The organism is Sphingomonas sp. P2_B6 (assembly GCF_056404755.1).
In genome coordinates this window covers 140282-153983 of the sequence record NZ_JBFUDK010000010.1, presented here as the reverse complement: position 1 = coordinate 153983, position 13702 = coordinate 140282, and the positions used below count along the sequence as shown (strand labels likewise).

General features: G+C 66.3%; 13 protein-coding genes. 3 read left to right on the top strand and 10 right to left on the bottom strand.

The features are described from left to right. Window positions 1-39 precede the first annotated feature (39 nt). From AC1DX5_RS15545 to AC1DX5_RS15525, 5 genes are all read right to left on the bottom strand, one after another. Entirely contained in the window at window positions 40-855 is an 816-nt protein-coding gene (locus tag AC1DX5_RS15545; protein WP_478016282.1) for a TorF family putative porin, read from the bottom strand. Window positions 856-1106: 251 nt separating this feature from the next. After that, complete coding sequence (locus AC1DX5_RS15540; RefSeq protein WP_465170064.1) at window positions 1107-2621, bottom strand: SulP family inorganic anion transporter; 1515 nt, start codon at window positions 2619-2621, stop codon at window positions 1107-1109. After that, window positions 2618-3313: a carbonic anhydrase gene (locus AC1DX5_RS15535; protein WP_465174380.1), complete on the bottom strand. Its 696-nt coding sequence runs from the start codon at window positions 3311-3313 to the stop codon at window positions 2618-2620. The genes AC1DX5_RS15540 and AC1DX5_RS15535 overlap by 4 nt, the downstream gene beginning before the upstream one ends. 84 nt (window positions 3314-3397) lie before the next feature. Further along, the gene (locus tag AC1DX5_RS15530; RefSeq protein WP_465174381.1) at window positions 3398-4729 is read right to left on the bottom strand and encodes an ATP-binding protein; all 1332 of its coding nucleotides are present in this window, start codon (window positions 4727-4729) and stop codon (window positions 3398-3400) included. Continuing rightward, window positions 4726-5457 (bottom strand): response regulator transcription factor, encoded by a 732-nt coding sequence (locus tag AC1DX5_RS15525; protein ID WP_465170067.1) that lies wholly within the window; start codon window positions 5455-5457, stop codon window positions 4726-4728. Before AC1DX5_RS15525 ends, AC1DX5_RS15530 begins: the two co-directional genes overlap by 4 nt. 160 nt (window positions 5458-5617) lie before the next feature. Here AC1DX5_RS15525 and AC1DX5_RS15520 point away from each other — a divergent pair, with 160 nt between their 5' ends. Further along, window positions 5618-5842, top strand: coding sequence for a hypothetical protein (locus AC1DX5_RS15520; protein WP_465170068.1), 225 nt, complete (start codon window positions 5618-5620; stop codon window positions 5840-5842). Window positions 5843-5973: 131 nt separating this feature from the next. On the opposite strand, the gene AC1DX5_RS15515 is transcribed toward AC1DX5_RS15520, so the two are convergent. Further along, window positions 5974-6369: a glycine zipper 2TM domain-containing protein gene (locus AC1DX5_RS15515; RefSeq protein WP_465173980.1), complete on the bottom strand. Its 396-nt coding sequence runs from the start codon at window positions 6367-6369 to the stop codon at window positions 5974-5976. A gap of 469 nt (window positions 6370-6838) precedes the next feature. Here AC1DX5_RS15515 and AC1DX5_RS15510 point away from each other — a divergent pair, with 469 nt between their 5' ends. Then, a complete protein-coding gene (locus tag AC1DX5_RS15510; RefSeq protein ID WP_465174383.1) occupies window positions 6839-7495 on the top strand; it encodes an FABP family protein in 657 nt (218 codons plus the stop codon). Window positions 7496-7572: 77 nt separating this feature from the next. Beyond that, on the top strand, window positions 7573-9444 hold the full coding sequence (locus tag AC1DX5_RS15505; protein WP_478016281.1) for a CocE/NonD family hydrolase: 1872 nt from the start codon (window positions 7573-7575) through the stop codon (window positions 9442-9444). Window positions 9445-9607: 163 nt separating this feature from the next. Here AC1DX5_RS15505 and AC1DX5_RS15500 read toward each other — a convergent pair whose 3' ends face one another. The 4 genes from AC1DX5_RS15500 to AC1DX5_RS15485 form a co-directional block, all read right to left on the bottom strand. Then, window positions 9608-10384 carry an ABC transporter permease gene (locus AC1DX5_RS15500; RefSeq protein ID WP_465170071.1) on the bottom strand — a complete coding sequence of 259 codons (777 nt, stop codon included), beginning with the start codon at window positions 10382-10384 and terminating at the stop codon, window positions 9608-9610. After that, window positions 10381-11316: an ABC transporter ATP-binding protein gene (locus AC1DX5_RS15495; RefSeq protein ID WP_478016280.1), complete on the bottom strand. Its 936-nt coding sequence runs from the start codon at window positions 11314-11316 to the stop codon at window positions 10381-10383. Before AC1DX5_RS15495 ends, AC1DX5_RS15500 begins: the two co-directional genes overlap by 4 nt. 66 nt (window positions 11317-11382) lie before the next feature. After that, entirely contained in the window at window positions 11383-12129 is a 747-nt protein-coding gene (locus AC1DX5_RS15490) for a DsbA family protein (RefSeq protein WP_478016279.1), read from the bottom strand. After that, a complete protein-coding gene (locus AC1DX5_RS15485; RefSeq protein ID WP_465170074.1) occupies window positions 12126-13478 on the bottom strand; it encodes a M48 family metalloprotease in 1353 nt (450 codons plus the stop codon). Before AC1DX5_RS15485 ends, AC1DX5_RS15490 begins: the two co-directional genes overlap by 4 nt. Between the last annotated feature and the right edge of the window lie 224 nt (window positions 13479-13702).

The following is a 13702-nucleotide window of genomic DNA, read 5'->3' as shown; positions in this document are numbered from 1 at the left end:
TCGGCCCCTCCCCTTCGGGGAAGGGGCCGACCTGATTGCTCAGAACGCCGCCGTTACCGACACCACTAGCCGGCTGCTCGCGATCGACGAGCCGTCCTTCGTGCTCGAGAAATTCGGCTGCAGATAGGCCGCGTCGGCGGTGCTGATATCGGTATCGACATAGGCCGCGCCGAGCGTCACCGGGCCGAGCACGTAGTCGACGCCCAGCAGCCAGTCGACATATTTGCCGGTCGGCGCCACGCTGGTGCCGTTCGGGCCCAGGCCGGGATTGCCGTCCGAATAGCCGACATGCGCCTTCACGGTGATCGGCGTGCTCGGGATGCCCGCACTCGCGTCGCCCCAGATGTAGAAATTGTCCTCGCTCTGCCCGGCGCTTTGCGGCGTGTTGGAGAAATTGCCCAGTGCCTTCTGCTTGGGGGCATAGGCCACGCCCGCCAGCAGGGTGACCGGACCGGCCGTGCCGCTGACCTTCACATAAGGCTCGGCGAAATCGGTCAGGTCGGCGCCGCCCGGATACATGTACCAGGTCAGGCCGACATCGACCGTCGCGCCGCCGAACGAGCGCTTGTAACCGCCGATCAGGTCGAGCTCCATGTTGGAGCCGCCGAACGTGCCCCAGCCGGCCAGGTTCGATCCCCAGACGCCCGCATAGAAGCCGCTCTCGTGCGAGACGGTGATGCCGCCCTGGATCGCCATTTCCTTGTCGGACTGGGATACGCCGCGGAATCGATAATCGGAAACGAGCGCGACGCTGCCGGAAACCGTGACGGGTGGTGGCGGTGCGGTGTCCTGCGCGGCGGCAGGCAGTGCGGCGATGGTCATCATGGCCGCGCCAAGGACATAGAGAGTTTTCATGGGACACCCCTTTGTTAGGATAGGGTCCCTCCTGCGGCCGGGACCGCCGCTTCTCTCGCCCCCCGGCTGAACGGGGTAGGAAAGGGTCGGCCCGGGCAGGAATGTTTCTAGCGAGGCGCTTGTTTGCCTAGGTTGCCGCTTCGTAACGAAGTGTTGCCTGCGACGCCCGTCCCCAACGAGCGAACGGCCCCCTTCCTCGCCCGAGGGGAGGAAGAGGGCCGCCAAAGGCCGACGGTGGGGAGAGTCGGCCTCTAGTGCGCGGCAGCCGCCAGCTTGGACGGCGCCCCGATAAGCTCGACGGGGTGCCCCGACGCGCGACGACGGCTGAGCCAGTCCTTGAGCAGTTCGGCGCAGGTATGGTCGATCGTCGCCAGCCGCGACATGTCGAGCCGTACCTTCTGGCCCTGCGGCAGCTCCTCCAGCGCATCGGAGAGCTTGGGCAGGGTAACGAAGGTCGCGCTGCCCGAGAGCTGGACCGCCCTGCCCTGATCGTCGTCGTGCGACGCGACCTTCAGGCGCAGGCGGCGGACATGCGGGATCAGCTCGAGCAGCGAGAGCCCGATGCCGACCAGCACGCCGGTCAGCAGATCCTCGACCACGACCAGGATCAGCGTGATCGCCCAGATCGCGGCCGGCAATATGCCGTAATTGCCGAACAGGTGGCGGACATGCGCGATACTGACCAGGCGCCAGCCGGTCACCACCAGAACGGCGCCGAGCGCTGCCATCGGGATCTCGCGCAGCAGCCAGGGCAACAGCGCTACGAAGCCGAGGATCCACGCGCCGTGCAGGATCGTCGACAGGCGCGTCGTGGCGCCTGCCTGGACGTTGGCGGAGCTGCGCACGATCACGCCGGTCATCGGCAAGGCGCCGGCGAAACCGCACAACAGGTTGCCGATGCCTTGGGCACGCAGTTCCTTGTTATAGTTGGTGCGAACGCCGTCATGCATCTTGTCGACCGCGGCGGCCGACAGCAATGTTTCTGCGCTGGCGATAAAGGCGATGGCGAGCGCCGCGACCAAGACCGACGGGTCCATCCACTTCTGCAGCAGATCCGGGCCCGGCAGCGCGATCGCCGAGGCGATCGATTGCGGCACGTTGACGCGAGTCACGTCGAGGCCAAGCGTGAACGCGGCCAGGGTGCCGGCCACGACGCCGACCAGCGCGCCCGGCACCTGCTTCAGCGCGGCGGGACGGAAGCGTTCCCACCCCAGCATGGTACCGATCGTCAGCAGGCCGATCGCAAAGGCGCGCTCGACGCCCGACACGTCCATCGACAGGCCGAGCACCCGTCCCGGCATCGCGGCGATATTGGCGAGGCCGCTCGACAGCGGGGTCGCGTCGAACAGCACATGGAACTGGCCGACCACGATCAGCACGCCGATGCCCGCCAGCATGCCATGCACCACGGCGGGCGAGATGGCGCGGAACCAGCCGCCCAGCTTCGCGATGCCGGCGATCACCTGGATGATGCCGGCGAGGATCAGGATCGGGCCCAGCGCGGACAATCCCTTGTCGCGCACCAGCTCGAACACGATGACGGCAAGGCCGGCGGCGGGGCCGCTGACCTGCAGCGGCGAGCCCGCCAGGAAGCCGACCACGACACCGCCGATGATGCCGGTGATCAGGCCTCTTTCGGGCGGCACGCCGGAGGCGACCGCGATGCCCATGCAAAGCGGCATCGCGACCAGGAAAACGACGATCGAAGCAGTGAAATCACGCGAGACGGTGCTGAACGAGGGCAGGTCGAAACCGGCGATCTTCATTCCGCCGCCTCCAGATATTCGATGCCGTTGGCGAGGCGCTGCGCCGCCGGCAGCGCGACCGGCAACGGACGATCGTCCCGCACCGTGGCGAAGCGGCCGGTCGTGCCGTCAAGCGCCAGGATCGCGCCTTCGCGGATATCGACGAACCAGCCGTGCAGGGTCATTTCGCCCCGGGCGATCGCGGAGGCGACCGAGGGGTGCGTGCGCAGATGCGCGATCTGCGCGACGACATTTTCCAGCGCGGCTGTGCGGACCCGCTCGGCATCCTCCATATGTGGGTAGCATTCATTGACCACGCTGGCCGCTGCATTGCTGTGGCGCAGCCACGCCGCGACATTGGGCATGCGCTCGAGCCCTTCCGGGTTCATCAGCGCCTTCATCGCGCCGCAGTCCGAATGGCCGCACACGATGATGTCGCGCACGCCGAGCGCCATCACGGCATATTCGACGGTCGAGGAGACGCCGCCGGTGTGATTGGAAAAGGGCGGGACGATATTGCCGGCGTTGCGGCATACGAACAGGTCGCCCGGGCCAGCCTGCATGATCTGCTCGGGCACCACGCGCGAATCCGCGCAGGAAATCATCAGGGCCTTGGGGCTCTGCCCGTCATTGACCAGCTTGGCGAACAGGGCGCTCTGGTTGGGGAAAACCTGCTTCTCGAAACTGAGGACGCGGCCGATAAGGTCGTTCACTGCTTGGCTCCTGCTGCCGGGCCCAACAGGTCGGGCGCGGCTTAGGCAGGGTATCTAGGAGGGCAGTTTTGCTGCGATGCCGCATCACTGTAAGGAATCATGTCTCCCGAGCGGCAGAATGATTTCGGCGCGCAGGCCGCCTTCCCGCCGGTTCGACAGGCGGAGCGTCCCGCCTTCATTCTCGATCGCCTTCACCACGATCGACAGGCCCAGCCCGAAGCCGACCGTGTCGCGGCGGCGCGCATTGTCCAGCCGGACAAAGGGTTCGAGCACAGTCTCGAGCGATTCCTGCGGAATGCCCGGCCCATTGTCGTCGACCCAGATCGTGATGTGCTCGCGCCGCCCGGCAAGCGTGATCGTCACCGCCTGGCCGTGATGCAGGCCGTTCTCGACGAGGTTGCCGATCGCGCGGCGCATCGCCGACGGCCGGATCACCGCATCCAGGTGATCGGGGCCGACATAGCGCACGTCCTGGCCGACATCTCCGGCATTGTCGGCGATTGTCGCGCACAGCACGGCCAGGTCGATCAGCGCCGGCTTCTCGGCATCCTGATCGCCGCCGAGAAAAGCGAGCAGCGAGGAGACCATCGCCTCCATCTCCGCGATGTCGGCATGGATCGTGTCGCGCAGGTCCGGCTCGACGACACGGTCAGCGCGCAGCCGCAGCCGGGCGAGCGGCGTGCGCAGATCATGTCCAACGGCGGCCAGCGCCTGGGTGCGATCGACGATCAGGCGGTGAATTCTGGCCTGCATGCGGTTGAATGCGCCGATCACGCGGCGCACCTCGCCCGGGCCGGCTTCGGGCACCTGCGCCTGATCGGGGCTGCCGAACCGGTCGGCCGCGTCGGCCAGCTGGCGCATCGGCTGCAGGGTGCGGCGGATCAGCAGGCCGCCCAGCAACATCGCGGCGATCGCCAGCAACGAGGCAACGAGGATTCGGCTCGGCGCAAAATCGATATTGGGCACCGGTTTGAGCGTCTGAAAATGCAGCCAGCTGCCGTCGGGCAGAGTCACGCCGCCCACCACCACCGAGCTGCTGCCGAGCGAGACGACGCGAAACCGCAGGTCGGTCGGGCCGAGCGTCGGCTCCCAGGCCACCACTTCCTTGCGCATGCTGTCCAGCGACGGGGCGAGCGGCGGGGGCGGCGGGCGGCTGCGTTCCCACGCCATCATGTAATGATCGGTCGACAGTTCGGCCGCCATCGCCGGACGTTCCACGGCAGGCAGCTCGGCGACGAGGCGACGCGCGATCACCAGATGCTCAGCCAGCCGCCGCGCCCGGTCGCCGCTCAGCGAAAAATGGCTCGCGCGCTCATAAAGGATCGTGCTGGCGGTGAACTCGACGATGACGACCAGCAGCAGGATCGCGACGATCCGCCCGAGCAGGCCGATCGACGGGCGCACGAAATGCCTCAACTGCGCGTGACACCCGTATTCAACATATAGCCGACGCCGCGCACCGTCACGATCGGGGCGGGCTTGTCACCCTGGGTCAGCTTGCGCCGCAACCGGCTGACCAGCACGTCGACGCTGCGGTCCGAGCTGTCGGTCAGCCGGGTGCGCGACAATTCGATCAGCCGCTCGCGCGCGATGACCCGGCCGGCATGGTCGAGCAGGCTGGTCAGCAGGTCGAATTCGGCGCCGGTCAGCTCGACCACCGAGCCCGCCGGCGACAGCAATTCGCGGCGCGGCAGGTTGACCGTCCAGCCGTCGAAGCTGAGCATGCCCTGCTCGCGTTCGCCGCTGCGCCGGTCGAGCGCGCCACGACGCAGCACGGCGCGGACTCGGGCGGCGAGCTCGCGCGTGCCGAACGGCTTGGCGAGATAATCGTCGGCGCCGAGCTCGAGCCCGATCACGCGGTCGGTCTCGCTGCCCTTGGCGCTGACGAAGATGATCGGCACGTCGCTGGTCTTGCGCAGCTGGCGGCACAGATCGATGCCGCTGGTGCCGGGCAGCATGATGTCGAGCAGCACCAGATCGACTGGTCCCGCTTTCAGCGCCAGCCACATCTCGGGCGCGGCCGAGGCCGGGCGGACAATATAGCCATGTTCCTGCAGCGCCCGGGTCGAGAGCGTGCGGAGCGCCGGATCGTCTTCGACCAGCAAGATGGTGGGGGCGACTTCGGGGCTTGGGCGGGGGTGCATTATTGTCATGTTGCAGTGCGAGGTAAGTACCCGTTCCGTAAGGGTCAATCGCTTCGACGATCGTAGCTCGGCCAGAAACAATTTGTCACGGACCGGTGCCGGGCGAGAAAAGACCAGCCGGCTATTGGGCATACTCGCATTCATTTACGAGGAATAGCCCATGCTTGTCCGTACCCTTCTCGGCGCCGCGCTGCTGAGCGTCGCCGTCCCCGCCCTCGCCGTATCGGACGCGCCCCGCGCCGAATCAGCGAAGCAGTGCGTGCTCGCGCAACAGGGCGCGCCCCATGGCAAGGGCGTCGTCACGCCGATCGTCAAATGCGAAGCAAAGGCACCCGAGATCGCGCGCAACGAGCAGCCGGCCAAGGCCCCGGTCGCCCGCAACTAAGTCCCCCCGGCCCCTTCCCGTCATGCCGGTCCTGCGCGGCATGACGGGCTTTTTTGCCCGCCGGCGGAACAGGCAAAAAAGGCCCCGCCGGAACACCGGCGGGGCCTTCGATTTCGGCATGGGGGTCGCTGTTAGCGGCAGCGCACGTCGCTGCTGTTCTGGTCGATCGACTTGCCGGCAAGCGCGCCCAGCGCGCCGCCGATCAGCGTGCCCGCTGCCCGGTTGCGTCCGCCATCGATGACATTGCCCAGGATGCCGCCGCCGATCGCACCGACGATCAGGCCGGTCGTGCCGTCGTTGCGCTTGCAATAATAGCGACCGTCCGAACCGCGATAGACCTCGTCGTTCGACGACAGGCGGCGCTCGGTATAACGGGGATCGTCGCGATAATAGCGCGAGGCGTCATAATCGGTCGCGAAGCGGCGATCGTCGTCACGCACCGCGACCGCGCCGCCATAGCCGTTATAGTCGTTGTTGCGCGCCCAGCGCAGCGAGCGGCTGAGGTCGTCGAGCCGGGTCAGGATCATCTCGCGACGCTGCGGTGTCAGACGGCCACGGTTCAGGTCGGCTCGAATCGTGTTGAGCTGATATTGCGCGCGACGTGCCTCACGACGGTCGAGGCTGCGATCGGCCACGCCACGATCGATCCGGCGCTGCAGGAAGGAGATACGGTCGCGCGGGCTGTCCGGCGCGCCGCGCCAGAAACTGTCGCGGTCCCAGTTCGATGCGCTGTTGCTGCTGCCGCGCCAATCCTGCGCCTGTACCGCGAGCGGGGCGCAACCAATGGCTGCGAGCGCCGCGGCGCTGCATAGGGTGATGATCTTCATAATTCGCTCCTGAGACTCTAATCGTTTGATACGATTGCGAACTGAAACCCCCCAGTCGCCAATAAGTGCCATTCCGGTCTCAATATTCGTGCTGTCTGGCCCCTTGCGCCGCCGTCGCCGCGGCGCGAAGAAACGTCTTTCTCTCGCCCTCGCTCCCGAAAGGACGCCGATGATCTTCCCCGAAGACGTCTTCACCGAACCGAGCGACGTCGATCCCGATACGCTCGCCAATCTCGGGCCGCTGCGGCGGCTGGCGGGGCGGTGGCAGGCGCGCAAGGGCGTCGATCTGAACCCCAAGGCCGACGGCCCCGAGCGTCGCGTGTTCATCGAGCGGATCAGCTTCGATCCGATCGATCCGCAGGCGAACGGGCCGCAGCTGCTCTACGGCCTGCGCTATCACATCCACATCACCACCGAGGAAGAGGACATCACCTTCCACGACCAGGTCGGTTACTGGCTGTGGGAGCCGACGACCGGCATGGTGTTGCAGACCGTCGCGATCCCGCGCGGCCAGGTCGCGCTCGCCTCGGGCCAGTCGACCGCGGACGCGGACAGCATTGTCGTCTCCTCGGTGCGCGGCCAGACCGAGAACGGCATCTGCTCCACCGCCTTTCTCGAATATGCCTTTCGCACCGACAGCTACCGGATCGAGATCACCTTCAACCCGGACGGCAGCTTCAGCTATGTCACCGATACCGTGCTCACCGTCCACGGCCGCGCCGAGCCCTTCGCGCACCGCGACCAGAACACGCTCAAAAGGATCGGAGAGCCGAAACCCAACCCGCTCGCCGCCATCCTGGCGAAGCGAGCCGCCAAACAGGCATGACGGTTCGATCGCCACGCGGTGATTGACTTCCCTTCCCTTCGCCGCAGATTGCGGGCCATCCAGCGACGGAGATTTTCGTGCATCATTTGAAATCCACCTGCGCGCCCCTCGCCTTCGGCGCTGCGCTGCTGCTCTGCGCGACGACACCCCTGTCCGCCCGCCCCCAGGCGGCCCCCGCCCCCGCCGCGCAATCGCCCTATATCCTCGAGGAAGTGATGGTGCCGATGCGCGACGGCGCGAAGATGCAGACCGTCATCCTGCGCCCGCGCAACCAGACCGTTCCCCTGCCGATCCTGTTCTCGCGCACCCCGTACGGCCTGAACCTCTCGGCGCCCGCCTCGGTGCCGAAGAACTGGGCGGCGCTCGACAAGGACGGCTATATCTTCGTCTCGCAGTCGATGCGCGGCCGCTTCAAGTCGGACGGCGTCTTCACTCTGTCGACCGCGGTCCACCCGAACGATCCCAAGGCGATCGACGAAGCGACCGACGCCTGGGATTCGATCGACTGGCTGGTGAAGAACGTGCCGGACAATAACGGCAAGGTCGGCATGTTCGGCGTGTCCTATCCCGGCTTCGCCGCCGCCGTCGCGCTGGCGCATCCGCATCCGGCGCTGAAGGCGGTCAGCCCGCAGGCGGCGTGGATCGATTACTGGATGAGCGACGATCTCCACCGCAACGGTGCGCTGCGCCTGAGCTATGCGACTGACTGGGTGTCCGGCCTGCAGATCGACAAGAACGACAACAAGGCGTTCGAGTACGATATGTACGATACGTACGACTGGTTTCTGAAGATCGGCCCGGTCGAGAATATCGACAAGCTCCATTTCAAGGGCCGGGTGCCGATGTTCACCGCGCTGCTCGACCATCCCAATCACGACAGTTTCTACACCGATCAGCGCTGGACCGACTCGCTCGGCAAGGCGACGGTGCCGACGCTCAACGTCGCGGGCTATTGGGATCAGGAGGATCCCTGGGGCTCCTGGCAGATCTATTTCAAGCAGAAGCAGAACGACCCGGACGGCCTCGTCTCGATGGTCTCGGGGCCCTGGGCGCACGGCACCTGGCGCACGCCCAACGACGCCCTCGGCCCGATCCCCTACGGCGTGCCGAGCGGCCAGCAGTTCCTCGAACAGATCGAGGCGCCGTTCTTCGCCTATTGGCTCCATGGCAAGGGCAAGCGCCCCGAGGCCGGGGTGAAGAGCTTCCAGAGCGGCAGCTGGAAATGGAAGGATTACAAGGGGTGGCCCGCCGCCGGCGCGAAGGCGAAGGACCTGTTCCTCCACACCGACGGCTCGCTCTCCTTCACCGCGCCCGCCGCCGACGAGGCATGCCGCGACTATGTCTCCGATCCCGCGAACCCCGTGCCGTTCCGCCAGCGGCCGATGTCGGGCACCTATCTCAGCCCCGACTGGCGCTGGTGGGAAGCCGCCGATCAGCGTTTCCTGGGCGGCCGGCCCGACGTGCTGAACTACATGACCGCGCCCCTGACCGAGGACCTGACCGTCACGGGCACCGTCGCGGCCAGGCTGATGGCCTCGACCAGCGGCACCGACAGCGATTTCGTGGTCAAGCTGATCGACGTCTTCCCCGACACTTATGTGAAGAATCCCGAGCAGCTCCAGTCGGGCGACTATGCCAAGTCGCTCAACGGCTATCAGCTGCCGATCGCGATGGACGTCCGTCGCGGGCGTTTCCTGACCAGCGACACCGCGCCGGAAGCGCTGGTGCCGGGCAAGGTGGTCGCGTGGGAGGTGCCGCTGCACGAACGCGACCATGTCTTCCTCAAGGGCCACCGCATCATGGTGCAGGTCCAGTCGAGCTGGTTCCCGATGCTCGACCGCAACCCGCAAAAGTTCGTGCCGAACATCATGCGCGCGAAAGCGGGGGACTTCGTGAAGGCGACGCAGAAGGTCTGTGCCGGATCGAAGGTGACCCTGCCGGTGATGTGATTTTTGTTCCTCCCCGGAACGGGGAGGGGGACCATTTGCACCTTCTGCAAATGGTGGAGGGGCTTGGAGCGCGGGACAGAGCTTCCGCGCTCCAAGCCCCTCCACCACGCGCTGAAGAAGCGCGGTCCCCCTCCCCGAGCAAGCTCGGGGAGGAACAAGAAGGTCAGTTCTTCAGCCGCCACCCGGTCCTGAAGATCCACCCGACCAGCACGAGGCACGCCACCAGGAACAACGCCGTCACGCCCAGGCTGACCAGCACGCTCACATCGCCCTTGTCGAAAAAGGCCCAGCGGAACCCGCTGACCAGATAGACGACTGGGTTGAACAGGCTCACCGTCCGCCACGGCTCGGGCAGCATGTCGATCGAGTAGAAGGCACCGCCGAGAAAGGTCAGCGGCGTGATCAGCAGCGCCGGCACGAAACTCAGCTGCTCGAAGCCCTTGGCCCAGATGCCGATGATGAAGCCGAACAGGCTGAACGTCACGCTGGTCAGCACCAGGAAGCTCAGCATCGCCAGCGGGTGCGCGATGTGCAGCGGCACGAACAACGCTGCGGTCGCGAGGATGATCAGCCCCAGCACGATCGACTTGGTCGCCGCCGCGCCGACATAGCCCACCACCATCTCCATCGGGGTGACGGGTGCCGAGAGCAGTTCGAACATCGTGCCGGTGAATTTCGGGAAATAGATGCCGATCGACGCATTGGAGATGCTCTGAGTCAGCAGCGACAGCATGATCAGCCCCGGCACGATGAAGCTGCCATAACCGACCCCGCCGACTTCCTGCATGCGCGACCCGATCGCGCCGCCGAACACCACGAAATAGAGCGAGGTGGTGATCACCGGCGTGACCAGGCTCTGCCACAGGGTGCGCAGCGCCCGGGCCATCTCGAAGCGGTAGATCGCCCAGATCCCGTGCGTGTTGATTCCAGCCGCGCTCATGCCGCCTGCTCCACCGGCCTGTGTTCGACAAGGTCGACGAAGATGTCCTCGAGCGAGCTCTTGTGCGTCTCCAGGTCCTTATAGCCGATGCCGAGCTCGCCGAGCTTCGCCAGCAGCGCGGGGATATGCTCGTCCTCGGCGTTGAAATTGTAGAGCAGCTTGCAGCCTTCGTCGGCCAGCTCGACCTGCCATTCGCCCAGCGCCGCCGGCACGGCCTCCAGCTTCTCCTGCAGCGAGATCAGCATCTGGCGCTTGCCCAGCCGCTTCATCAGCTCGGCCTTTTGCTCGACCAGGATGATCCTGCCCTTGTCGATCACGCCGACCCGGTCGGCCATTTCCTCCGCCTCGTCGATATAATGGGTGGTGAGGATGATGGTGGTGCCCTTCTCGCGCAGCCGGTGGATCAGTTTCCACATGTCGCGGCGCAGCGACACGTCGACGCCCGCGGTCGGCTCGTCGAGGAACAATATGTCGGGCTCGTGGCTCAATGCCTTGGCGATCAGCACGCGGCGCTTCATGCCGCCCGACAACTCCATGATCTTGGCCTTGCGCTTGTCCCACAACGACAGGTCGCGCAGCACCTGCTCGACATAGGCGTCATGCCCCGGCCGGCCGAACAACCGGCGGCTGAAGCGCACCGTCGCCAACACCGTCTCGAACATGTCGACCGACAATTCCTGCGGCACCAGCCCGATCAGCCGTCGCGCCGCGCGGTAATCGGTCAGCGCGTCATGCCCCATCACCGTGACGGTACCGGAGGACGGCGTGACGATGCCGCAGATGATGCTGATGAGCGTCGTCTTGCCCGCGCCGTTCGGCCCGAGCAGCGCGAAGATTTCGCCCTTGTTGATATCGAGATCGACCGGTTCCAGGGCGCGCTGGCCTGAAGCATAGGTCTTGGAGACGCCCTTTACGGACAGGATGGTTTCCATGAAGCCCCTTTTCGTTGGGCGACAAATAAGGTCGCGCCCCGGGCGGAACAACCGGCCCGCGAAAACTCAGCTGTCGGCGCGGGCCGCGGCCACGGCCTCTTTCAGGTCCTCGAACGACAGGACCGAGGACACCACCCGGTTGCCGATCACGAAGCTCGGCGTGCCGGTCATGCCGAGCTGCCGCATCACCTGGATGTTGGTGGTGATTTCCGCATCGGCGCGTGGCGCGAACGCGGCGGCGCGCTTCAGGTCGACGCCAGCCTTGCGCGCCGCCGCCGTCATGCTCTCGGGCGTCACCTGTCCGGCGGCGTAGAGCGCGTCGTGAAAGGCGGTGAACTTGCCCTGGTCGGCCGCGGCAAGGCTCAGCCTGGCGGCGTCGGCGCTGGTCTCGGCCAGGATCGGCAGCTCGCGATAGACCACTTTCACCTTGGGGTCGGACGCGATCAGCCGCGCGACATTGGGCAGGCTGGCGCGGCAATAGCCGCAATTATAATCGAAATATTCGACGATGGTGACGTCGCCATCGGGGTTGCCGGCCCAGGCGCTGCCGAACGGCTTCAGGATCACGTCCGCATTGGCGTCGATGACCTTGCCCGTCGCGCGGTCGCGCAGCCGCTGAATCGCTTCGGAGACGATCTCGGGATGGGCGCGCACATACTCGCGCACGACGCGCTCCACCCGGACCTGGTCGGCGCTGCCGAGCGACGATGGCGCGGCCAGCTGGAACAGCCAGAACGCGCCCGCGCCGACCAACGCCGCGACCAGCGCCAGCCCGGCGAGCGCCAGCGGATTCTTCGACAGGCGTTCGATCATCGGCGCTTATACTTTTTCGGGTTGTCGTCCATTTCGTTCTGCGACGTCATCGCGATGTCCTGCGCGCGGATCCAGTCGCTGCTGTTCGGCGGGATGCCCTGCATCGCACCCCGCGCGGCATAGGCGGCGGTGCGCACGTCACCGGTCAGGCTCGCCTGCTCCGCGGTCGCCAGCAGCGCGCGCGGCTCGTCACCCGTCCGGGAATAGGCAGTGCCGAGCTGATACCAGGCAAAGGGATTGTCGTCGTCGCGCGCCACCGCCTGGCGCAGCACACGGATCGCCTCGGGATAGTTCGCCTTGTTCTCGGTGGCGATCAGCGCATGGCCGAAGGTCGTGGCGATCAGCGGGGAATTGTCCGATCGCTCGGTCGCCTCGCGCAGCGGTGCCAGCGCCTCGGTCGGCTTGCCCGCCTCGAGCAGGATCTGTCCCTTGATCTCCAGGAAATAGGGGTCGTGCGGCGCCGCCTTCACCAGCGCCTCCGCCTCGGCATCGGCCTTGTCCGGATAGCCCGCCTTGTGCCACGCATAGGCCCGGGCATAATGCGCATAGGCGGACTGGTCGCTCTCGGGGAATTCAGTCAGCGTCTGCTGATAGGTCGCGACATAGCCGCGCAGCTTCGCCTTCACCCGCCGGAACCGGTCTTCCAGCGCCGGGTCGTTCGGCTTGTTCCAGGCGGGTGACGCCATGACGTCGCCGGTCAGGTTGGCGATGCGCGCGCCGCTCAGCGGGTGGCTCTGCGCGAAGGGATCGATATTGGCGAGGCCATAGGAATATTCCTCGTTCTGCAGCTTCTTGAAGAAGCTCAGCATGCCGCGCCCGCTGACCCCGGCCTCGCGCAGGAACTTCGCCCCGGTGGCGTCCGCCGTCGCCTCCTGCACCCGGGTGAAGGCCAGGAACTTGCCCATCGCCGCGGTCTGCCCGGCGGCGAGGATGCCCGCGCCCGCATCGCCCGCGCCCGCCGCCATCGCCGCGATGCCGATGACCATGCTGAGAATGGTGATGCCGATCGCGGGCTTGGTCCCGGCGCCCTGCAGGATGACATGGCCGTCGGCGATATGGCCCAGCTCGTGCGCGATCACGCCCTGCACTTCATTGGCGTTGTCGGCCGCCTGGATCAGGCCCGAATGGACATAGACGGTCTGCCCGCCGACGACGAAGGCGTTGATCGAATCGTCGTTGATCAGGACGACGCGGACATTGTTGGGCGACAGCCCCGCGGCGAGGATCAGCCCGCGCGACATGTCGTTGAACATGGCCTCGGTCTCGGCATCGCGCAGGATCGACTGCGCGAAGGCCGGTTGCGCCCAGAGGAGGATGGAAACCGCGAACAGCGCGATGAGCCGCTTCATGCACGACATATCGCCGAGAAATCCCTCACAGGCAATTGAACTAGGGCGATCCCTGCGGGGGAAGGGGTGAATGGCGGGTGAAGGGGCGTTTCTTGCCACGGAAGCACTCCGACGATCAGAGGCGCCATCGACCCTCTTCGTCATGCCGGACTTGTTCCGGCATCCATCGTCCCGCAAGCGCCGCAGATGCTGCGTTCGCGGAACCATGGCCCCCGGAACAAGTC